At 72.1% G+C, this 20,519-nt stretch carries 18 protein-coding genes; 10 read left to right on the plus strand and 8 right to left on the minus strand.

The genetic code is table 11. From position 1 onward, the window contains the following. The first annotated feature begins 154 nt into the window (after positions 1–154). Together AC3IYJ_RS12190 and AC3IYJ_RS12195 are read left to right on the plus strand one after the other, a co-directional pair. The gene (locus AC3IYJ_RS12190) at positions 155–1,402 is read left to right on the plus strand and encodes a DUF4190 domain-containing protein (protein ID WP_489401328.1); all 1,248 of its coding nucleotides are present in this window, start codon (positions 155–157) and stop codon (positions 1,400–1,402) included. A 49-nt stretch (positions 1,403–1,451) separates the two neighbouring features. Continuing rightward, on the plus strand, positions 1,452–3,206 hold the full coding sequence (locus AC3IYJ_RS12195) for an NAD+ synthase (protein ID WP_489401329.1): 1,755 nt from the start codon (positions 1,452–1,454) through the stop codon (positions 3,204–3,206). Between the two features lie 3 nt (positions 3,207–3,209). Here AC3IYJ_RS12195 and AC3IYJ_RS12200 read toward each other — a convergent pair whose 3' ends face one another. Continuing rightward, positions 3,210–4,238, minus strand: a complete 1,029-nt coding sequence (locus AC3IYJ_RS12200) for an endonuclease/exonuclease/phosphatase family protein (protein ID WP_489401330.1) — start codon at positions 4,236–4,238, stop codon at positions 3,210–3,212. Positions 4,239–4,580: 342 nt separating this feature from the next. Between AC3IYJ_RS12200 and panB the strand changes: the two genes are divergently transcribed. The 3 genes from panB (at position 4,581) to AC3IYJ_RS12215 (ending at position 7,467) form a co-directional block, all read left to right on the plus strand. Next, on the plus strand, positions 4,581–5,441 hold the full coding sequence (panB, locus tag AC3IYJ_RS12205) for a 3-methyl-2-oxobutanoate hydroxymethyltransferase (RefSeq protein WP_489401331.1): 861 nt from the start codon (positions 4,581–4,583) through the stop codon (positions 5,439–5,441). Positions 5,442–5,584: 143 nt separating this feature from the next. Beyond that, the gene (locus tag AC3IYJ_RS12210; RefSeq protein ID WP_489401332.1) at positions 5,585–6,619 is read left to right on the plus strand and encodes an ATP-binding cassette domain-containing protein; all 1,035 of its coding nucleotides are present in this window, start codon (positions 5,585–5,587) and stop codon (positions 6,617–6,619) included. After that, on the plus strand, positions 6,616–7,467 hold the full coding sequence (locus AC3IYJ_RS12215) for an ABC transporter permease (RefSeq protein WP_489401333.1): 852 nt from the start codon (positions 6,616–6,618) through the stop codon (positions 7,465–7,467). Before AC3IYJ_RS12210 ends, AC3IYJ_RS12215 begins: the two co-directional genes overlap by 4 nt. A gap of 57 nt (positions 7,468–7,524) precedes the next feature. Here AC3IYJ_RS12215 and AC3IYJ_RS12220 read toward each other — a convergent pair whose 3' ends face one another. Further along, positions 7,525–10,947: an AfsR/SARP family transcriptional regulator gene (locus AC3IYJ_RS12220; protein ID WP_489401334.1), complete on the minus strand. Its 3,423-nt coding sequence runs from the start codon at positions 10,945–10,947 to the stop codon at positions 7,525–7,527. Between the two features lie 60 nt (positions 10,948–11,007). On the opposite strand from AC3IYJ_RS12220, the gene AC3IYJ_RS12225 reads away from it, so the two are divergent. Beyond that, positions 11,008–11,820 (plus strand): site-2 protease family protein, encoded by an 813-nt coding sequence (locus tag AC3IYJ_RS12225; RefSeq protein WP_489401335.1) that lies wholly within the window; start codon positions 11,008–11,010, stop codon positions 11,818–11,820. Positions 11,821–11,830: 10 nt separating this feature from the next. On the opposite strand, the gene AC3IYJ_RS12230 is transcribed toward AC3IYJ_RS12225, so the two are convergent. After that, a complete protein-coding gene (locus AC3IYJ_RS12230) occupies positions 11,831–12,013 on the minus strand; it encodes a hypothetical protein (RefSeq protein ID WP_489401336.1) in 183 nt (60 codons plus the stop codon). Between the two features lie 236 nt (positions 12,014–12,249). Here AC3IYJ_RS12230 and AC3IYJ_RS12235 point away from each other — a divergent pair, with 236 nt between their 5' ends. After that, the gene (locus AC3IYJ_RS12235) at positions 12,250–14,298 is read left to right on the plus strand and encodes a TerD family protein (RefSeq protein WP_489401337.1); all 2,049 of its coding nucleotides are present in this window, start codon (positions 12,250–12,252) and stop codon (positions 14,296–14,298) included. A 69-nt stretch (positions 14,299–14,367) separates the two neighbouring features. On the opposite strand, the gene npdG is transcribed toward AC3IYJ_RS12235, so the two are convergent. Further along, a complete protein-coding gene (gene npdG, locus AC3IYJ_RS12240) occupies positions 14,368–15,084 on the minus strand; it encodes an NADPH-dependent F420 reductase (protein WP_330296149.1) in 717 nt (238 codons plus the stop codon). A gap of 134 nt (positions 15,085–15,218) precedes the next feature. Between npdG and AC3IYJ_RS12245 the strand changes: the two genes are divergently transcribed. Next, on the plus strand, positions 15,219–15,851 hold the full coding sequence (locus AC3IYJ_RS12245) for a hypothetical protein (protein WP_489401338.1): 633 nt from the start codon (positions 15,219–15,221) through the stop codon (positions 15,849–15,851). 31 nt (positions 15,852–15,882) lie between these two features. On the opposite strand, the gene AC3IYJ_RS12250 is transcribed toward AC3IYJ_RS12245, so the two are convergent. Next, positions 15,883–16,116 (minus strand): hypothetical protein, encoded by a 234-nt coding sequence (locus AC3IYJ_RS12250; protein ID WP_489401339.1) that lies wholly within the window; start codon positions 16,114–16,116, stop codon positions 15,883–15,885. Between the two features lie 71 nt (positions 16,117–16,187). Here AC3IYJ_RS12250 and map point away from each other — a divergent pair, with 71 nt between their 5' ends. Both map and AC3IYJ_RS12260 read left to right on the plus strand, forming a co-directional pair. After that, positions 16,188–17,045: a type I methionyl aminopeptidase gene (gene map, locus AC3IYJ_RS12255; protein WP_489401340.1), complete on the plus strand. Its 858-nt coding sequence runs from the start codon at positions 16,188–16,190 to the stop codon at positions 17,043–17,045. A gap of 163 nt (positions 17,046–17,208) precedes the next feature. Then, on the plus strand, positions 17,209–17,856 hold the full coding sequence (locus tag AC3IYJ_RS12260) for a biliverdin-producing heme oxygenase (RefSeq protein WP_489401341.1): 648 nt from the start codon (positions 17,209–17,211) through the stop codon (positions 17,854–17,856). 67 nt (positions 17,857–17,923) lie between these two features. Here the strand turns inward: AC3IYJ_RS12260 and AC3IYJ_RS12265 are convergent, their stop codons facing one another. The 3 genes from AC3IYJ_RS12265 to AC3IYJ_RS12275 all read right to left on the minus strand — a co-directional run bounded on the left by AC3IYJ_RS12265 (position 17,924) and on the right by AC3IYJ_RS12275 (position 20,468). Continuing rightward, a complete protein-coding gene (locus AC3IYJ_RS12265; RefSeq protein ID WP_489401342.1) occupies positions 17,924–18,226 on the minus strand; it encodes a hypothetical protein in 303 nt (100 codons plus the stop codon). A gap of 117 nt (positions 18,227–18,343) precedes the next feature. Continuing rightward, positions 18,344–19,003, minus strand: a complete 660-nt coding sequence (locus AC3IYJ_RS12270; RefSeq protein WP_489401343.1) for a PhzF family phenazine biosynthesis protein — start codon at positions 19,001–19,003, stop codon at positions 18,344–18,346. Positions 19,004–19,022: 19 nt separating this feature from the next. Further along, positions 19,023–20,468, minus strand: coding sequence for an HtaA domain-containing protein (locus tag AC3IYJ_RS12275; RefSeq protein ID WP_489401344.1), 1,446 nt, complete (start codon positions 20,466–20,468; stop codon positions 19,023–19,025). Positions 20,469–20,519: the final 51 nt, after the last annotated feature.

A 20,519-nucleotide genomic window follows, 5' to 3' on the forward strand; every position in this document is an offset into this window, starting at 1 on the left:
GGTGGGCCCCCGCGGCCGGTCGGGGGCGACGCCGCCGCCGGTCCGGGCCCCCGCGGGCCCGGACCACGCCGAAATGCACGGCGGGTGGGCGCGCGTTCATGACAGGCTGGTGATCGTCACGCGCCGACTGCGAAACGAAGGACCTCCCACCGGTATGAGCACCCCGCCGAACCCGCCCAGCACCCCGTCCGGCCCGCCGACGGAGCCCGCAGGCGTCTCCATACCCGAGGCGGTATCCATACCGGCGCCGGCGCAGCCCCTGTCGCTGACCAAGCCCCCGGCCGAGGCGGCAGCCCCGGCCGACGCCCGGCCCGAGGCGCCCACCGAGGCCCCGTCCGACGCCCCCGCCGACGCCCGGCCCGAAGCCCCCGCCGAGGAACCCGCCGACGCCCGGCCCGAGGCGCCGGCCGCCCCGGCGGCTCCCCCGGCCCCGGCCGCCGCTCCGGCTCCCGCCCCGGCCCCCTTCGCCCCGGTCACCCCCGCCCCGCCGGCCGCCCCCGCGGCCCCCGCGTTCGCAGCCCCGTACGGCTCCCCCTACGGCGCTCCCGGCGGCCCGGGTGCACCGGGCGCCCCCGGCGCCCCCGCCAACCCCTGGTCCGCGCCCGCCAACGGCGGCTACCCAGCGGCGCAGTTCGGCTACCCGGCTCCCCCGCCCCCCACCAACGGCATGGCCGTGACGGCCCTGGTCATGAGCCTGATCGGCATCGTGGTCGGCCTCATCCCGTTCCTGTTCTGGGCCGGCGTCCCCCTCGGCCTGATCGGCCTCGGCGTCGGCATCGCGGCCGTCGTCCGGTCCCGCTCGGGCGCCCCGCGCGGCACGATGGCCGTGGTGGGCACCGTCCTCGGACTGGTCGCCATCGGCGCCTCGGTCGGCGGCTACTTCCTCACCCAGGCCGTCCTCGGCAAGATCGACGACTCGATCTCCGAGGCCCGCCGGTACGAGGACACCACCCCGGCCTACCCCAGCACCCCGGCGAAGCCGACCCCGTCCCCCTCGCCGACCCAGGTGCCCGGCCTGACCAGCGCGCTGCCGTTCGGCGAGACCTTCAAGTACCCGAGCGGCGTCGAGGTGAAGCTGTCGGCGCCGAAGAAGTACGTCACCTCCAACGAGTACATCAAGGTGGGCAACGCGGTCGAGGTGACCCTCACGATCACCAACAACTCGACCGAGACCCTCAACGTCATCTACTCGGTGCCCAACCTCCGTGACGAGCAGGGCCTGGCCGGCAAGATGGTGTTCGACGGGGACATGCCGAAGATGATCAAGGGCGACATCCTGCCGGGCGCCTCGGCGACCGGAGTCATCGCCTACGAGGTCCCCAAGGGCACCTCGAACCTGACCGCCGACATCACCCCCGGCGGCCGTCTCCCCTCCGTGAAGTACGCCGGTCCGATCGGCTGAACCGGCGATGTCCAGGACATCGCGTCAGAAAGACGATTAGAGTGGCTCCGTGCCTCAACTTCGTCTCGCTCTGAATCAGATCGACTCGCATGTCGGCAACATCGCCGCCAACGCCGACTCGGTCGTGCACTGGACCCGGCACTCCGCCGAACAGGGCGCCCACCTGGTGGCGTTCCCGGAGATGATGCTGACCGGGTACCCCGTCGAGGACCTCGCCCTGCGCGGTTCCTTCGTCGAAGCCTCCCGTACGGCACTGCGCGAACTCGCGGAGCGGCTGGCGGCCGAGGGCCTCGGCGACCTCCCGGTCATCGTCGGCTACCTCGACCGTACGGAGAAGGCCGCGCCCAGGCTCGGCCGCCCGGCGGGGTCCCCGGAGAACGCGGCGGCCGTCCTGCACGGCGGGAAGGTCGTCCTGCGCTTCGCCAAGCACCACCTCCCCAACTACGGGGTCTTCGACGAGTTCAGGTACTTCGTGCCGGGCGACACCCAGCCGGTCGTGCGGGTGCGCGGGATCGACGTGGCCCTGGCCATCTGCGAGGACCTCTGGCAGGAGGGCGGGCGCGTTCCCGCCACCCGGTCCGCCGGGGCCGGGCTGCTGATCTCGATCAACGCGTCCCCCTACGAGCGCAACAAGGACGACCTGCGCCTCGAACTGGTCCGCAAGCGCGCCCAGGAGGCCGGCTGCACCCTCGCCTACCTGGCGATGATCGGCGGCCAGGACGAGCTGGTCTTCGACGGCGACTCGATCGTCGTCGACGCCGGCGGCGAGGTCATCGCGCGCGCCCCGCAGTTCTCCGAGGGCTGCGTACTGATCGACCTCGACCTCCCCGCCGCGCCGGCCACCCCGGTCGAGGGCACCGTGGACGACGGCCTGCGCATCGACCGCGTGATCCTCTCCGAGGAGCCGGTGGAACCGTACGAGGCGGTCGTGACCGGCGGCTACGCGCAGCGCCTGGAGGACGACGAGGAGATCTACGACGCCCTGGTCGTGGGCCTGCGCGCGTACGTCCGCAAGAACGGCTTCCACTCGGTCCTGATCGGGCTCTCCGGCGGCATCGACTCGGCGCTCGTCGCCGCCATCGCCTGCGACGCGATCGGCGCGCAGAACGTGTACGGCATCTCGATGCCCTCGAAGTACTCCTCGGACCACTCCAGGGGCGACGCCGCCGACCTGGCCCAGCGGACCGGGCTGCGGTTCCGCACCGTATCCATCGAGCCGATGTTCGACGCGTACATGGGGTCGCTGGGCCTGACCGGGCTCGCCGAGGAGAACCTCCAGTCCCGGCTGCGCGGCACCATGCTGATGGCCGTCTCCAACCAGGAGGGCCACATCGTGCTGGCCCCGGGCAACAAGTCGGAGCTGGCCGTCGGCTACTCCACCCTGTACGGCGACTCGGTGGGCGCGTACGGCCCGATCAAGGACGTCTACAAGTCGGACGTCTTCCGCCTCGCGGAGTACCGCAACCGTGCGGCGGCCGAGCGCGGCGAGACCCCGCCGATCCCGGAGAACTCCATCGTGAAGCCGCCGAGCGCCGAGCTGCGCCCGGGACAGGTGGACACCGACTCGCTGCCGGACTACCCGGTCCTGGACGGGATCCTGGACCTGTACGTGGACCGCGACCAGGGCCTGGAGGCGATCGTCGCGGCCGGCTACGACCGCGAGCTGGTCGCGAAGACCCTGCGGATGGTGGACACGGCGGAGTACAAGCGCCGGCAGTACCCGCCGGGCACCAAGATCTCCGCGAAGGGCTTCGGCAAGGACCGCCGGCTGCCCATCACGAACGGCTGGCGCGAGCGGGCGTAGGCCCTACGGCTCGACCGTGACCCGGGCAGCGATCGGAAGGTGGTCGCTGCCCGTGCGGGGCAGTGTCCAGGAGGCCTCCGGGGTGACCCCGCGGACCAGGATCTGGTCGATGCGGGCCATCGGGAACTGCGCGGGCCAGCTGAAGCCGAAGCCGTCGCCGGACGCGCCCTGGGTGGAACGCAGCTGCGAAGTGACCTCGGACAGGGCCCGGTCGTTGACAGTTCCGTTGAGGTCGCCGAGCAGTATGACCTTCTTCAGCGGTTCGGCGGCGAGCGCGGCGCCCAGGGCGTCGGCGCTGTTGTCGCGCTGGTTGGCGGTGAACCCGGCGTTGAGCTTGACCCGGACCGAGGGCAGGTGCGCGACGAAGGCCGCCACCTCCCCGTAGGGAGTCTGGACGGTGGCCCGCATCGCCCGGGTCCAGCCCAGCCGGATGTCGACGGGCTGGCTGGAGACCAGCGGGTACTTGCTCCACAGGCCGACGGTGCCCTCGACCGAGTGGTACTTGTACGTGCCCGCCAGGGCCTTCTCGTAGACGGGGACGGCACTGCCCTTGAGCTCGGTCAGGGCCAGGACGTCGGCTCCGGCCTCGGCGACCGACGCGGCGGTGCCGACGGGGTCGGTGTTGTCGGCGTCGACGTTGTGGGTGGCGACCGTGAGGTTGCCGCCCCCGTGGGACTTGTCGGTGACCAGTCCGCCGAACAGGTTCAACCAGACCGCGGCGGTCAGCAGTATCGCGATGAGCGCGGTCGCGGACCTGCGCAAGAGCGCGGCGGCGAAGAGGACCGGGACGGCCAGTCCCAGCCAGGGCAGGAAGGTCTCGGTGAGGCTGCCGAGGTTGCCGACGTCGTTGGGCAGCTCGGCGTGGAAGAGCATGACGAGGCAGAGCAGTACCGCGAGCGCCGCCAGGACGATGCCGCGGCGCCAAATGCCCCGGTCGCCCCGCAGATCGGCCAGCCGGCGCGGGAGACCGGTTCGGGAGGGCTCCGGCTCCGAGCCGTTGCTCTCCATCTCCGTCTTGTACGCCTGTGCCATGCCACTGCCCTCGCTGCCGTGCTTGCGCTCCGTCCCCGCCTCTTGACCCTAGGCGATATGCGGAGCGTTCCGCGCCGATTGTCTCGGCCGTACGTCCGGGAGGACGAACGGCCGAGCGGCCGGGGTTCCGGTTGTCACGAAACGCGCACATTGGCGGGTGCGAACCGGCTGGGCGCCGGGCGCACGCCCGGAGCAGGCCTCGGGCGGGCCTGGAGTGTGACGAACGAGGGACGAACCGGTCTTCGTGCCACTTCCCCGCCGGGCCGGACGAGTGCCACCATGGTGGGTGAGTCCGGGGACGCCGTAAGGGTGCCTCGAGATGAACATCAAGGAGCAGTTGCAATGACGCATGCCGTTTCGCCTGCCCGCGAAGCCGCCTCCGCCACGCTGTACGGAGGCACGGGCACTCGGCGCATCACCGTCCGCGACCTCACCCTCGCCAAGGAACGCGGCGAGAAGTGGCCCATGCTCACCGCCTACGACGCGATGACCGCGTCCGTGTTCGACGAGGCCGGCATCCCGGTCATGCTCGTCGGCGACTCCATGGGCAACTGTCACCTCGGCTACGAGACCACCGTCCCGGTCACGATGGACGAGATGACCATCCTTTCGGCCGCCGTCGTACGGGGCACCAGCCGGGCCCTGATCGTCGGCGACCTGCCGTTCGGCTCGTACCAGGAGGGCGCCGTACAGGCGCTGCGCAGTGCCACCCGGCTCGTCAAGGACGCCGGGGTCGGCGCGGTGAAGCTGGAGGGCGGCGAGCGCTCGCTGGCCCAGACGGAGCTGATCGTGCAGTCCGGCATCCCCGTCATGTCCCACCTGGGTCTGACCCCGCAGTCCGTGAACGCCATGGGCTACCGCGTCCAGGGCCGCAGCGACGAGGCCGCGCACCAGCTGCTGCGCGACGCGAAGGCGGCGCAGGACGCGGGCGCCTTCGCGGTGGTGCTGGAGCTGGTCCCGGCCGAGCTGGCCGCCGAGGTCACCCGGTCCCTGCACATCCCGACGGTGGGCATCGGCGCGGGCTCGGAGTGCGACGCCCAGGTGCTGGTGTGGACCGACATGATGGGGCTGACCAGCGGAAAGCTGCCGCGCTTCGTCAAGCAGTACGCGAACATCCGCCAGACCATGGGCGACGCGGCGAAGGCCTTCGCCGAGGACGTGGTCGGCGGAACGTTCCCGCAGGCGGAGCACGCGTTCCACTAGCCGTACCCGCTGCATCCGACGAGCCCGGCGGCCCGCCGACATCCGTGTCGGCGGGCCGCCGGCCGTTGTCCACCGACTTGTCGGCCGGCGTGTCGGTGGCCCGTCGGTGCTTTGTCGGTGGGATGTCAGCGGCGGATGGTCCCATGGTGGACATGACGCGAAACGACAACATTCCCCCGAACGGCTCGCACGCCGTAAAGGTGCGGGGGCTGGTCAAGCACTACGGCGAGACCAAAGCCCTCGACGGTGTGGACCTCGATGTCCGCGAGGGCACCGTCCACGGGGTGCTCGGCCCCAACGGCGCGGGCAAGACCACCCTCGTGCGCTGCCTGTCCACCCTTGAGGTCCCGGACTCCGGCACAGCCTTCGTCGCCGGGTACGACGTGGTCCGCCAGCCCCGGCAGCTGCGCCGCACCATAGGCCTGACCGGGCAGTACGCCTCGGTCGACGAGAAGCTCTCCGGCCGGGAGAACCTCTACATGATCGGCCGGCTGCTGGACCTGTCCCGCAAGGACGCCAAGGCCCGCGCCGACGAGCTGCTGGAGCGGTTCTCCCTCACCGAGGCGGCGAAGAAGGCGGCCATGCACTACTCCGGCGGCATGCGCCGCCGGCTCGACCTGGCCGCCTCGATGATCGGCAGCCCGGCCGTGCTCTACCTGGACGAGCCGACCACCGGTCTGGACCCCCGTACCCGCAACGAGGTGTGGGACGAGGTGCAGCGGATGGTCGCCGAGGGGGCCACCGTCCTGCTCACCACCCAGTACATGGAGGAGGCCGAGCAGCTCGCCAGCGAGCTGACGGTCGTCGACCGCGGCAAGGTCATCGCCAACGGCAAGGTCGACGAGCTGAAGGCCCAGGTCGGCGGCCGCACGCTGAAGATCCGTCCCGTCTCCGCCGCCGATCTGCCGGGCATGGCCCGCTCCCTCGCGGAGGCCGGGCTCGACGGGGTGGCCGGCTCCCAGGCCGTGCCGGACGAGGGCGTCCTGCTGGTCCCGATCCTCAGCGACGAGCAGCTGACCGCGGTGGTCGGCCTGCTGGCCGCCCGCGGCTACCCGATCGCCGACCTCGGCACCTACCTGCCCAGCCTCGACGAGGTGTTCCTGGCCATCACCGGCCAGAAGCCCTCCGGGCCCGAAGATTCCGTCCCCACCGAGCAGACCGAGGAGGTCGCGGCATGAGCACCGTAACCACGACGAAGCCCAGCGCCCCCGCGCCCTCCAGGCCGGACCGTGCGGTACCGGCCGGCGAGGGCCGGATCGGCCTGCGGGCCAATCTGCGGCACATCGGCGCCCTGGTGCGCCGCAACGCCCTGCAGATCAAGCAGGACCCCGAGTCGATGTTCGACGTCCTGTTCATGCCGATCATCTTCACGCTGCTGTTCGTGTTCGTCTTCGGCGGCGCGATCTCCGGCAAGGGCAACCAGGCGGAGTACGTCAACTACGTGGTGCCCGGTCTGATGGCCATGATGGGCATGAACATCGCGATGGGTGTCGGCACCGGGGTCAACGACGACTTCAAGAAGGGCGTGATGGACCGCTTCCGGTCCATGCCGATCGCCCGGTCGTCCGTGCTCATCGCGAAGATCGTGGTCGAGATCGGCCGCATGATGGTCGCCATCGCGATCCTGCTGACCGTGGGCTTCATCCTCGGCCTGTCGATCAAGACCTCGGTCCTGGACCTGTTCCTGTCCATCGGCCTGGCGGCGGTCTTCGGCGCCTCGCTGATGTGGATCTTCATCCTGCTCGGTCTGACCATGAAGACCGCGCAGGCCGTGCAGGGCATGGCGATGCTGGTCCTGATGCCACTGCAGTTCGGCAGCTCGATCTTCGCCCCGCCGTCCACGATGCCGGGCTGGCTGCAGTCCTTCACCGACTACAACCCGCTGTCCAACCTGGCCGACGCGGCCCGCGGGCTGATCAACGGCGGTCCGGTCGGCCACTCCGTGCTGATGACCCTCGGCTGGTCGGTGGCGATCACCGCGGTCACCATGCCGCTGGCCATCCGCAAGTTCCGCCAGAAGACCTGATCCGGGCGGTCCGTGCGGATCGCGTCCCGGACGGACCGTGAGAAGAGAAGGACCGGATCAGACGAGGGCGGCGGCCTCCTCCACCGTGAGGCGGCCGCCTTCGGCGTACGCGGCCTCGTACGCGGCTTCGCCCAGCGCGGCCCTCGCCCGCGCCACGGCCCGGGCGGAGCCTTCGCGTTCCAGCCTGGGGGGCACGTGGGCCGGCGGCAGGTGGGCCCGGTAGGACCCGAGCAGAACGGCCGCCGTCCGGGCGTGCTCCTCGCCGCCCAGACCGGAGTGCGCGTCGGCCGCGGTCATCAGGTACACGGCCCGCATCTGCGGGGCGACCATGGCGGCGAGCGGATCCTCCACCGCCTCCAACGCCTTGCGGGCCTGGACCAGGGCGTCCCCGTACCTGCCCTCCTCCACGTCCAGCCAGGCCAGGATGCCCATCAGGAAGGCGTCGAAGAGGGCGTAGGCCCCGAACGCGAACTCCTCGCGCAGGACCTGGATCTGGGCGCGGGCCTCGGGGATCCGGCCGGTGAAGCCGAGCTGGGTCGCGAGGAACATCCGGGCGGCGGGCATGGCTTCGTTGCCGTAGCGCTGCGGGGCGTCCAGGATCCCGGTGAGGATCTCCTCGGCCAGCGGGCCGTGGCCGTCCTCCATGAGGGCCCCGGCCATGCGGACCCGCAGGACCGTCACCTGGGCCTTGGCGCCGAGCCGTTCGGCGTGCACGATGGCCGCCCGGTAGTCCTCGGCGGCCAGGGTGTACTCGCCACCCTTCTCGCGGGATTCGGCGCGGGCGGAGAGGGCTTCCGCGCAGCCCCAGTCGTCGCCGATCCCCTCGAAGAGGGCCAGGCTCTCCTCGGCGTCGCGGGCGGCGTTGCCGGCCCAGTCGGCGCGGTTGGCGAGGATGTTGGCGCGCAGCTGGAGGGCCGAGGCCAGTTCCCAGGGGTGGCCGAGCCGGCGGGTGGTGGCCACGGTGTCGTCGACCACGCGGCGGAGCAGCTCCGGATCCCCGAAGAGCATGACGACGTAGATCCACAGCCCGCCGGGATTGCGGCAGATCTGCGGCAGGTCGGAGCCGTAGACCTCGATCATGCCTTCGATCCGGCCCCGGATCGAAGGCGCGTACCAGCCCTCGTTGTTCTGGTCGCGGGCGGCGAGCTGGATGAGGCGGACACTGCGCCAGCCCTCCGTGAGGAGCTCCCCGGTGTACGGCGGAGGGCTGTCCACGATCTGTTCGTGCACGGGCTTCGCGGGTACGGCGGGCGGCAGGAAGGGATCGGGGCCGAAGGCTCCCGCCGCGTTCGACCAGTGCCGCATCTCGGTGCGCAGATCCTGCATCTGCCAGTACCAGTACAGCGAGTGGATCAGGCAGAGCACCTCGCCCTCGTCGCGCAGGCCGACGGCCCGGCGCAGGGCCGTGCGCAGGTTCTCGTACTCGGTGGCGAGCCGCTGCGTGGCGGCCCGCTGGCCGCGCCCGCGCAGCTGCGGGTCGGTGGCGCGGGCCAGTTCCCGGTAGTGGACGAGGTGGCGGCGCTCGGTGGCCTCCTGGTCCCCGGCGGCCGCGGCGAGCCGCTCGGCGGCGTACTCGCCGACAGTCTCCAGGAGGCGGTAGCGCATGCCGCTGCCGTCGGGGCCGGGGGCGGCGACGACGAGGGACTTGTCGACGAGGGAGCCGAGGAGGTCCGCGACGTCCAGGTCCCCGCCCTCGGCACAGACGGCTTCGGCGGCCGTCAGATCGCAGCCGCCCGCGAAGACCGACAGGCGGCGAAGGACCGTGCGCTCGGGCTCGTCGAGGAGGTCCCAGGACCAGTCGACCACCGCACGCAGGGTCTGCTGACGCGGCAGGAGCGTGCGCGCACCACTGGTCAGGAGCCGGAACCGGTCGTCCAGACGATCCGCGATCTGCCGCGGAGTCAGCAACCGCAGCCGGGCCGCAGCCAGCTCGATCGCCAGCGGCAGACCGTCCAGGCGGCGGCAGATCTCCACGGCCGAGGCCGGATCCTCGTCGATGGTGAACCCGGCGCGGGCGGCGGAGCCCCGGTCGTCGAGCAGGCGCAGCGCGACGGGGTCGGGCAGCGGTTCCACGGGGCGCAGCATCTCGCCGGGCACGCCGAGGGGTTCGCGGCTGGTCGCGAGGATCTGCACGCCGGGGCAGTGGGTGAGGAGCCGGTCGGCGAGGTCGGCGGCGGCCTCGATGACGTGCTCGCAGTTGTCGAGGATCAGCAGCATCCGGCGCCGTGCGCAATGCTCCGCGAGCCGGTCGAGGGCACGGTCCCCCGCCCGGTCGGTCAGTGCCCGCATCTCCTCGGCGGAGGCACCGCGCAGCTTGGTCTCGCGGGCCCCGAGCGCGGCGAGGGCCGCCTCGGCGACGTCCGCGGCCACGTCTTCGGCGGCCGCCGCGGGGTCGGCGCCGGCGCCCGCGGAGCCGTCGGCCGCGCCTGAGCCTCCCGAGCCGGCCGGGCTGCCTGGGCCTCCGGGGCCGCCCGGGCCGTCGATGGGGGCCAGTTCCACGAACCACACCCCGTCGGGCCAGCCGTCGCCGGCATGGGCTTCGGCGGCCTCCTGCGACAGCCTCGTCTTCCCGGCCCCGCCGGGCCCGAGCAGCGTGACGAGCCGGGCCCGCGCGAGATCGGCCCCGATGACCCGGATGTCGTCCTCCCGGCCGACGAAGGTGGTCAGCCGGGCGCGCAGATTGCCCTGCCCGGCCGGTACGGGAACCTCCGCGCGGGGCTCCGGGGCCGGGGCGGCGGCAGTGGCCGGCGTCGGGGCCGGGCCGGCGGCCGCCGGGCTCAGCAGGGCCTCGTGCAGGGTGCGCAGGGCCGGGCCGGGGGTGGTGCCCAGGTGCTCCGAGAGGCTGCGCCTGACCTCCTCGAAGGCGGCCAGCGCCTCCGCTGGGCGGCCCGCGTCGCGCAGCGCCCGGATCCGCAGGACCTGCAGCGGCTCGTCCAGCGGCAGCCCGGCACACAGCGCGGTCAGCTCCGGCAGCGCGGCCTCCGCCTCGCCCAGCGCCAGGGCCGCGCCCAGCCGGCCCCGGCGCGCGTCCAGCCGTAGCGCCTCCCAGCGGGCGGCTTCCGCCGTCCGGTCGGGGAGGTCGCTCAGTGCTTCGCCGCGCCACAGCGCGAGGGCCGCGTCGTACAGGGCGGACGCTTCGGCCGGGTCGGGGGCCGCGGCCGCCTCCCGCGCGAGCCGCTCGAAGCGGTAGAGGTCGATGTCCTCGCGGGCGGCGACGAGCAGGTAGCCGTCCTCCCCCGACCGCACCTGCTCGTGTCCCAGCGTCCGCCGCAGCCGGGCCACCAGCGCCTGGAGCGCGGCCACGGCCTCGGCCGGCGGGTCCCCGTCCCACACCTCGTCGACGAGCGCGGCCGCGGGCACCGCCCGTCCGGGCCTCAGCGCGAGCGCGGTCAGGAGCGCGCGCAGCCGCGGTCCGCCGACCGGGAGCGTGCTCCCGTCGTCGCGGATGGCCTGGGTGGTGCCGAGGATCGCGTAACGCACCGGCCCATTGTCCCTGGCCCCGGGGCCCCTTCGGCTCCGTCCACGGGATAGGTTCGCCGCATGGGTCACCTGGGGAGCGTCAACCGTAGTCACGACCGCAGCGAGCGGCGGATCAGTCCCGTCTTCATCGGCATCTTCGCCGTGATGGCCGTGACCGGGTGGGCGGTGTGGACGGGCTACTCGACCAGCACCGGTCTCGCCGTGTTCCTCTTCGTCACGTCGGCGTGGATCGTCTCGCTGTGCCTGCACGAGTACGCGCACGCCCGTACCGCCCTGCACAGCGGCGACCTCAGCGTCGGGGCCAAGGGCTACCTGACCCTGAACCCCCTGAAGTACACGCACGCGCTGCTCAGCATCGTCCTGCCGGTGATCTTCGTGATCATGGGCGGCCTGGGCCTACCCGGCGGCGCGGTGTACATCGAGCGCAACCGGATCGAGGGCCGCTGGCGGCACAGCCTCATCTCGGCGGCGGGACCGCTGACGAACGTGGCCTTCGCGGTCGTCTGCACGGCCCCGTTCTGGCTGGACGCCCTCGACGGGGTCCCCCAGCCGTTCCGCTTCGCGCTCGCCTTCCTCGCCCTGCTCCAGGTCTCGGCGGCGATCCTGAACTTCCTGCCCGTGCCCGGCCTCGACGGCTACGGCATCATCGAGCCCTGGCTCTCCCACCGGGTGCGCCGCGAGGTGGCCCCGCTGGCCCCGTTCGGGCTGCTGGCCGTCTTCGCGCTGCTGTGGATCCCGGAGGTCAACGCGTACTTCTTCGACGTGGTGAACGGGCTGCTGTCCGCGCTGGGCGTCAGCGACCTGGAAACCTACTGCGGCCACGACCTCTACCGCTTCTGGCAGGACACCAACGGCTTCTGCGCGGCCTCGTAAAGCCGAAGCCCTAGCCCGCGTTGCGCGCCTTCTCGATCTTCGCCTTGCGCACGTAGAACCAGGCCATGTTCGACGTGATGCCGGCCATCAGCACCCACACGATCCCGAGCAGGCTGCCTTCCACGAAGGAGACGACGGCCGCGGCCACGGCCAAGGCGCAGAGGACAACGGCGAAGACGGCAAGGCGGGGCATGTCTGAAGCTCCTCGGAGACACTGAAGCGGTTCAAGCCCCTCCAGTGTCCCCCATGCCCGCCGTGCTCCCGTCCGGCTGTTTTCCGCCTTCTCGTGATCTTTTCCTCCGCCGCGGTTACGGTTCGCCGGGGGCGCACCGCACGTGCGGTGCCCAAGTCGCACAGCGAGACACACAGATGGAGAGCCCGGCCGCCTCGGTCCGCCATGGACGGTGCCGGGCCACCCGGGGGGAAGAAATGCAGGAGATCACAAAGGGCGCGAACGTCAGCCTGACCGCCCTCAGCGAGGACGCCGGCGCGGTCGTGGTGAGCCTGAGCTGGACCAGCTCCTCGGGGGCCGGGGACGCCGACGTCTCCGTGCTGCTGCTGGACGGGAACGACAAGATCCGCAGCGAGAACGACTTCTACTTCTACAACAACCCGGCGGCGGCCGACGGCAGCGTGCAGCTGCTGGGCAAGACGCCGACCGACAACGGCGACGAGGACCGCATCAGCGTGGACCTGACGGCGGTCCCCGAGGAGGTCGCCCGGATCGTGGTGGCGGCCAGCCGGTACGGCGGCGCCCGCTTCGGGGACCTCGACGATCTGCGGATGACGGTGGCGGACCGCTCCGGCGAGCCGCTGGTCGGGTACTCGATCGACGACGCGAGCGTGGAGACGGCCTTCATCTTCGGCGAGCTGTACCGGCGGGGCGAGGAGTGGAAGTTCCGCGCCGTCGGCCAGGGCTACGAGTCCGGGCTGGCGGGCCTGGCCACCGACTTCGGCATTCCGGTGCTGGAGGAGGCCGACGAGGCCGAGGAGACGGAACAGGGCGAGGAACCGGCGGAGGCACCCGCACCCGCGGCCGCGCAGCCGCCCGGTGAGGCCGACGCGGCCCCGGCCCCGGACCCCGTGCCGGCCGCCGCCGCTGCCGACGCCCCTCCCGCAACCCCTGCCGCCGCAGCCGCCGTACCGGCCCAGACCCGTGGCCGTGGCCCCCGTACGACCAGGAAGAAGGTCACCCTGCCCAAGGTGGCCAAGAACTCCCTCGCCGAGAACGAGTCCTGGAGCCAGGCCCGCCTGTTCCCCGTCCCCTCGCTCAAGAGCGACAAGGAGCGCGAGGTGCGCGCCACCTCGGTGCTGCTGTCCGTCATGGCGCAGGTACCGAAGTTCGGCCGCCGCCTCACCGCCGGCTTCGGCGCGCCCGCCGGCCGGATGCAGACCTTCACCGAGGTCTCCCTCCCGCACGGGGACACCCCGCGGCGCCCCGACGGGGTGATCCGGGTGGAGCGCGCGGGCAAGCTGTGGACGGCGCTCGTGGAGACGAAGACGAACGGCAACCCGCTCAAGGCGGAGCAGGTCCAGGCGTACATGGACATCGCCGCGCGCCGCGGCTACGAGGCCGTGATCACCCTCTCCAACGACGTGGCCCTCGAAGGCCGCGCCATGGTGGAAGTGAAGGTCGACGGGCGCCGCAAGCACAAGGTCAGCCTCTGGCACCTCTCCTGGGCCGAAGTCGCCCACCAGGCGCAGCTCCTGATCCGGCACGAGGGCGTGGGCAACGCGGCGCACGCCTGGCTCCTGGAGGAACTGCTGGAGTACCTCCAGCACGAGCAGTCGGGCTGCCACGGGTTCCAGAACATGGGCGCCTCCTGGGTGCCCGTACGCAAGGGCATCGAGGACGAAACCCTCGGCCGGGGCGACGCGCGCGCCGTGGAGGTGGTGGAGAGCTGGGAGCGGCTCGTCCGCCAGGTCTGCCTGCGCCTCGGCGGGGAACTCGGCCAGAAGGCGCTCCCCGTGCAGCGGGCCCGGCGGGCCAGCGATCCGCAGGCCAGGCGGGTCGCGGCGGCGGAGCGTCTGTGCGCCGAGGGGAAGCTCTCCGCGGAACTGCGCATCGACGGGACCAGCAGCGTCATCGCGGTGAGCGCCGACCTCAGGACCTCGAAGGTCCGTACGTCCGTGGACGTGCCGGCCCCCGAGGGCGCCTACCCGCTCTCCACGGTGAAGCGGCTGGTGCGGCTGCTCGCCGAGGCTCCGGCCGATCTGCACGTGGAGAGCCTGGTCGAGGCCGGGAACGGGCCGCGCGGCACCCTGGAGCGGCTGCGACCGGAACCGGGTGACCTGCTACCCGTCGACGGTGCTTCGGTGACCGGCTTCCGGCTGTCGCTGCTCAAGGGCATGGGCAGCACCCGCGGCAACACCGAGTCCGGGTTCATCCGCAGCGTGGACGACGCCGTGGACCGGTTCTTCCGGGGCGTGGTGGCCCACCTGGGCCCGGTCGAGGGGCGCGGCGGACGCCGGAGCTGACGGGCCCGGCGTACGGGGCCCCGCCACGCGGCGGGGCCCGTACGGCGGGGTGCCGGGGCGCGGGCGGGCTCAGACGTCCGTTACGCGCAGGCCCGCGTGGGCCTTGTAGCGGCGGTTGGTGGAGATGAGGTTGGCCACCAGGGATTCGACCTGGTGGGCGTTGCGCAGGCGGCCGGCGAAGACGCCTCGCATGCCCGGGATGCGGGCGGCCAGGGCCTGGACGATGTCCGTGTCGGCGCGGACCTCGCCGAGGACCATCACGTCGGTGTCGATCTCGTCGACCGACTCGTCCTGGAGGAGGACCGCCGAGAGGTGGTGGAAGGCCGCCGTGACGCGGGAGTCCGGCAGGAGGGCGGCGGCCTGCTGGGCCGCGCTGCCCTCTTCGACCTGGAGGGCGTACGCGCCCTGCTTGTCGAAGCCGAGCGGGTTGACGCAGTCCACCACGAGCTTGCCGACGAGGTCCTCGCGCAGCGATTCCAGGGTCTTGGCGTGGCCCTCCCACGGCACCGCGATGATCACGATGTCGCTGCGGCGCGCGCATTCGGCGTTGTCCGCGCCCTCGACCCCGAGGCCGAGCTCGTCGGCGGCGGTCCGCGCCCGGTCGGCGGCGCGGGAACCGATGATCACCTTCTGGCCGGCCCGTGCGAGCCGGTAGGCCAGGCCCCGGCCCTGGTCGCCGGTGCCGCCGAGGACGCCCACGACCAGGCCGGAGACGTCGGGGAGGTCCCACGGGTCCTTGGCGGGAGCCTTCGCGGGGGGCTGCTGCGTGCTGTCTGTGGAGGTCATGGGGGCGAGGGTAACGCCGGGACCCCCAGAGTCGAATGCGCGGCGGATGTGAGATCCACGGGAGCGGGCGGCCGGTGGGGGCGGATGCGGAGGAACGGCTCCCGTATGTCCCTTCTATGCGGCAGGATGCCGGTATGGATGCCGTGAGGGTCGCGCTGCTGCGCGAGGTGCTCGCCGGTACGGAGTGGCCCGGTGCCGCACGGCGGTTCGCCGTCACCTTGCGGCGGTCGGTCGTGCCGGCCGGCGGGAACCTGCTGCTCGTCGGGACCGAGCTGTACGAGCCCTGGCACATGGCCGCGCACCTGGTCGACGAGGCCGCCTGGTCGGGGCTGCCCGAGCTGGCGCCCACGCTCGTACGCCACCACGTGCTGCCCGGTGACGCCCCGCACCTGTCGGTCGGCCTGAGCCGGCTGGAGGCGGCCCGGCGCGGTCACACCCTGCTGGTGGTGGCTCCGGAGCAGCCGGGCGAGGGGCTGCTGGAGCGGGTCCACGACGCCCGGCGCGCGGGTGCGACCGTACTGTCCCTGGACGGCGGGGATCCGGATCTGGGGACGCTCGCGCACGAGGCGCTGTCGCTGCCCGGCGGCGACGCCCAGGGGGCACCTCCCGGCGGTGGCCGGGGGATGGACCTGGACACCGTGCAGCACCTGGTCAGCGCCGCGGCCGGGGAGAACAGCCTGCCCGTGCAGCGCGGGCCCCGGCGGTTCCGGGACCGGCTGGCGCGGCTGGCGGATCAGCTGACCGCGCCGCCGCCCAGCCGCTGGTAGCGCCCGCGCCCGGTGGCGCCGGTGGCGCCGGTCAGGGAGCGGCCTCGCCGTCCTCGCGGGTCTTGTCGTTCCACTTCGGGTCGTTCTGCCATTCGAGATTGCGCTCCTGCGCCGTCTCCATGGCGTGGCTCGCCTCCTCCTGAGTCTCGTAGGGGCCGAACCGGTCCTTCGCCGGACACTCCGGGCCTTCCTCGACCTTGTTGTGGACGAGGCAGTAGTACCACTCGCCCGCTTTACCCACCTGGCGCTTCTTGAACAGGGCCATCGTCCTCGGGTCCTCTCGCTGCCGGTCTCTGTCGCCATGCTGCCCCATACCCGCTCGATACACTCGCTTGTATGTCTGGCCAGTCGCTGCTCGTACCAGGCGAGCTCACCCCCGTCCGTTCCGTTCCCGGAAACATCCGCCGTCCCGAGTACGTGGGCAAGCCCGCGCCCACTCCGTACACCGGACCGGAGGTGCAGACGCCCGAGACCATCGCGGCCATGCGCATCGCCGGCCGGATCGCCGCCCAGGCGATGGAAGAGGCCGCCAAGCTGATCGCGCCGGGGGTGACCACCGACGAGCTGGACCGCGTCGCCCACGAGTACATGTGCGATCACGGTGCCTACCCCTCCACGCTGGGCTACCGCGGCTTCCCCAAGTCCCTGTGTTCCTCGCTCAACGAGGTCATCTGTCACGGGATCCCCGACTCGACCGTCCTTCGGGACGGCGACATCGTGAACCTCGACGTGACCGCGTACATCGGCGGGGTCCACGGCGACAACAACGCCACCTACCTGTGCGGCAACGTGGACGAGGAGTCGCGGCTGCTCGTGGAGCGCACCCGCGAGGCGCTCGACCGCGCCATCAAGGCCGTCCGGCCGGGCCGCCAGATCAACATCATCGGCCGGGTCATCGAGTCGTACGCGAAGCGCTTCGGCTACGGCGTGGTCCGGGACTTCACCGGCCACGGGATCAATTCGTCCTTCCACTCCGGCCTGATCGTCCCGCACTACGACAGCCCGCACGCCACCACCGTCATCGAGCCCGGGATGACCTTCACCATCGAGCCGATGCTGACCCTGGGCACCCACGAGTACGACATGTGGGAGGACGGCTGGACGGTCGTCACGAAGGACCGCAAGCGCACCGCGCAGTTCGAGCACACGCTGGTGGTCACGGACACCGGGGCGGAGATCCTGACGCTGCCCTGACCCCGTGCCGACCCGAGGAAGTCGGCCCACCGAGGTTTTTACCGACAGGGCGTCGGGAACATATTGACTTAGGCAAGCCTAAGTAGGAGGATCGGGCGTGGCGGCAAGGCCGTCGCGCCCGTCTCCCCCTTTCCTTTTTCTTCCGATTTCTCGGAGGTCCGCCTTGGACGCCTTCTCCACCGTCATCCGTGTCGCCTCGCACGAGCAGCACACCGAGGCAGAGACCTCGAGCTTCATGAGCGACCTGCTCGGGGGCAGACTCGGAGTCGACGCCTACACCCGCTACACGGAGCAGCTCTGGTTCGTGTACCGGGCCCTGGAGGACGCCGCCGAGGCCCTCAGGGACGACGCGGTCGCAGGACCGTTCATCCAGCCCGAGCTGATGCGCGTGAGCGAGATCGAGCGAGACCTCGCCCACCTGCGGGGTCCCGAGTGGCGCGAGACGCTGGCGGCGCTGCCCTCCACCGAGGCGTACGCGGCGCGCGTCGCCGAGTGCGCGGCCTCCTGGCCCGGCGGATACGTAGCCCACCACTACACCCGTTACCTGGGCGACCTTTCCGGCGGCCAGATCATCCGCGACAAGGCGGAGCGGACCTGGGGCTTCGAGCGCAAGGGCGACGGCGTCCGCTTCTACGTCTTCGCCGACATCTCCAATCCGGCCGCCTTCAAGCGGACCTACCGCGAGCTGCTGGACGCGATCGCCGCGGACGACCTGGAGAAGCAGCGCATCATCGACGAGTGCAAGCGCGCCTTCGACTTCAACGGGTCGGTGTTCCGGGAGCTGGGCGAGCAGTTCCCGATGAGCGCGTAGCCGCCTGCGGCGACGGCGTACGGAGAGGGGGGCCCGTTGCGGGCCCCCCTTCGCCGTGGAGTCCCCGTCAGTCGACCCCGTGCAGTGCCCAGGCGAAGAGCGCGACCGTCATGAACAGTTCGGTGGTGAACCAGGCCAGCACACAGCCGATGACCCCGAGGCCGATGCGCTGGGGCCGGTCACGGCCGAACCACGTGGCCGCCGCGAAGCCCAGTGGGAGCAGGTACATCCAGACGGGCGCGTCGACACGGCCGTGCACGCGGTCGTACCAACCGAGCGCGGGAACGAGCAGCGAGAAGAGGGCGGGCTCAAGCCGGCGGTACCGGCCTGCCGGGTTCCGCGGTGCGGCCGAGTGCGTGATCGCGTCCATGGATCCAGTGCAGCAGCCGGGGCGCCGGTCCGGCAGGGCGGTCCTACTCAGTGCGGACCGCCTACGTACTCAGTCGCCCGGCCGCCGAGCCGCTCGGTCGCTCGGCTGCCCGGCCGCTCAGTTGCCGCCCGGGTCGAAGCGGACCCGGCCGCCGATCTCCACGGTGCCGTCGGGGCCCGGGGCGGTGAGGATCTGGGAGCCCGCGCCCTGGGTGATGTTCAGAGCCCGGTTCAGCTCCGCCGTCAGCAGGATCGCCGCCGAACCGGTGGCCTCGTCCTCGACGATCGCCCCATCGGGGCGGCGCGGGAAACCGCGGGCCCGGATCCGGCCCGCGGTCTCGTCCTCCCAAGCCCAGGCGTACAGCCAGCCCTCGCCCGGCGGCGGGGCGGGCAGCGCCTCGACCTCGGCGGCGGTGGCGTACTGCTCGGTGCGCTTGCCCTCGACCCACTCCGGCCTGGCGGTGATCCAGGTGAACTCCCCGTCGTCGCGCGCCCATACGGCGCCCGCGGGCGGCTGGAGCTCCCCGATGTCGAGCAGCCAGGCGACCCCGACCAGCGGGTGCCCGGCGAAGGACATCCGGGTGCCGGGGGTGCGGATGTCGACGACCCCGCGCTCGGGGTCGTCGACGAACACCGTCTCGCTGTAGCCGAGTTCGGCGGCCAGCGCCTGCCGGGAGTCATCGTCGGGGCAGGTTCGGCCGTCGCGTACGACGCCGAGCAGGTTGCCGTGGCTGCCGTCACCCGCGCAGAAGACCCTCAGGACGTCGAGATCGTTCACGCGGGCATTGAAGCACGGCTCAGTTCTGGGCCGTACGCCGCCTGCGTGCCACGTACACCGCTCCGGCACCGGCGGCCACGATGGCGCCGGAGGCGCCGAGCAGGGCTCCGACCGGGATTTCGGCGCCGGTGGAGGCGAGGTTGCCCCCGACGCTTCCACCGGCGCCTCCGGCGGATGCGGTGGCGGTGGCGGTGGCGGTGGGGGCCGTGGTCGGCACGACGGCGTCCTTGTCCACGGAGACCGTCAGGTTCACGTCGTCCACCCGGTCGCCGGCCTTGTACATGGAGCCGGTGGTGTCGTTGGCGAAGGCCGCGGCGCCGTCGGCGGTGAGCGCCGTGCGCACGGCGTTCAGGGCCAGCAGGCCGTCCTTGGTCTTGTACTCGGCCTTCGAGAGGTCGAGCGTGGCGAAGGAGACGTCCGTCTTGGTGCCCGCCGCGGTCTTCACGTCCAGGACCAGCGTGCCCTTGGCGCCCTCGGTGTTGATGCGGACGTTGCCGAAGGTCATGTCGATCCCGTGGCCCGCGTACTGGAAGCGCAGGTTGCCCGCGAAGGAGGCGTTGAGCTTGAGCGCCTTGGTGTCCAGGGTGCCCTTGCCGCCGCCGAAGGCGAAGCTGTCGCCGTTGGCGACCGCGCCGCCCGCCGGGGTGATGGTGCCGCCCGCGCCCTGGACATACTTGCGGAAGGACTCCTTGACCCCCCAGGCCAGCTTGCCGCTCAGGATCTGCTGCGGGCCGTCGGCCGCCGGGGAGGAGCTCGTGGAGGCCGAGGGGGAGGCCGACTTCGACGGCGAGGCCGAGGCGGACGCCGACTGCGACGGAGAGGCGGAGGCCGACGGCGACGCGGAGGTGGACGTGCTCGGGGAGGGCGCCGCCGGGAACTTCAGTACGGCGGTCAGCGGGTCGCCGGTCTTGCCCGCGTAGGTGTCGGAGCCGAGCAGCTTGCCGACCTCCGCGGTCAGGGTGGTGACCAGGTTGGTCATCGGCCCCTGGCCGAAGGCCACGGTCGCGAAGGGGACGTCCGCGGTGAGCTTGCCGTCGCGGGTGACGTCGATGACGAGCGTCTTCTTGCCCGAGTCGATCCGCAGGTTCGCCAGCTTCACCTCGAAGCCGTGCGCTACGGACTTGAAGGTGACGCTGCCCTTGAAGGCGGCGGTCACGACGTGGCCGTTGGCCGGGTCGTACTGGCCGGTGGCCTCGCCGAACTGGAAGCCCTTGTCGGTCTTCACGGCGCCGTCGGCGACGGTGATCGTGCCGCTGGCGCCGTTGACGACGTAGTTGCGGTAGGCCTCCAGGACTCCCCAGTCGAGAGTGCCGCCGATGACCGGGATCGGCGCGGTCGGGCCCGCGGCGGGAGCCACGGACGTGCGGCCCGCCGCTGTGGCGGGCAGGACGAACGCGGTGGCGCCTATCGCTGCGGCGGTGGCGATGGCGGCGGCGATGGCGACCGGGCGGCGGGTGGATGACATGGCTGAGGTCTCCTGAAACGGGGCGGGGAAGAAGGAAGAGGGATGGAGGGG

It is taken from the genome of Streptomyces sp. GL_140 (assembly GCF_057834465.1).

Excerpts from the sequence above, each read along its gene's own strand:
- AC3IYJ_RS12215 (WP_489401333.1), top strand. The coding sequence starts at position 6,616 with ATGAGCACCGTAACCACGACGAAGCCCAGCGCCCCCGCGCCCTCCAGG.
- AC3IYJ_RS12190 (WP_489401328.1), top strand. The coding sequence starts at position 155 with ATGAGCACCCCGCCGAACCCGCCCAGCACCCCGTCCGGCCCGCCGACG.
- AC3IYJ_RS12245 (WP_489401338.1), top strand. The coding sequence starts at position 15,219 with ATGGATGCCGTGAGGGTCGCGCTGCTGCGCGAGGTGCTCGCCGGTACG.
- panB (WP_489401331.1), top strand. The coding sequence starts at position 4,581 with ATGACGCATGCCGTTTCGCCTGCCCGCGAAGCCGCCTCCGCCACGCTG.
- AC3IYJ_RS12200 (WP_489401330.1), bottom strand. The coding sequence starts at position 4,238 with ATGGCACAGGCGTACAAGACGGAGATGGAGAGCAACGGCTCGGAGCCG.
- AC3IYJ_RS12235 (WP_489401337.1), top strand. The coding sequence starts at position 12,250 with ATGCAGGAGATCACAAAGGGCGCGAACGTCAGCCTGACCGCCCTCAGC.
- AC3IYJ_RS12250 (WP_489401339.1), bottom strand. The coding sequence starts at position 16,116 with ATGGCCCTGTTCAAGAAGCGCCAGGTGGGTAAAGCGGGCGAGTGGTAC.
- AC3IYJ_RS12265 (WP_489401342.1), bottom strand. The coding sequence starts at position 18,226 with ATGGACGCGATCACGCACTCGGCCGCACCGCGGAACCCGGCAGGCCGG.
- AC3IYJ_RS12230 (WP_489401336.1), bottom strand. The coding sequence starts at position 12,013 with ATGCCCCGCCTTGCCGTCTTCGCCGTTGTCCTCTGCGCCTTGGCCGTG.
- npdG (WP_330296149.1), bottom strand. The coding sequence starts at position 15,084 with ATGACCTCCACAGACAGCACGCAGCAGCCCCCCGCGAAGGCTCCCGCC.
- AC3IYJ_RS12225 (WP_489401335.1), top strand. The coding sequence starts at position 11,008 with ATGGGTCACCTGGGGAGCGTCAACCGTAGTCACGACCGCAGCGAGCGG.
- map (WP_489401340.1), top strand. The coding sequence starts at position 16,188 with ATGTCTGGCCAGTCGCTGCTCGTACCAGGCGAGCTCACCCCCGTCCGT.
- AC3IYJ_RS12275 (WP_489401344.1), bottom strand. The coding sequence starts at position 20,468 with ATGTCATCCACCCGCCGCCCGGTCGCCATCGCCGCCGCCATCGCCACC.
- AC3IYJ_RS12210 (WP_489401332.1), top strand. The coding sequence starts at position 5,585 with ATGGTGGACATGACGCGAAACGACAACATTCCCCCGAACGGCTCGCAC.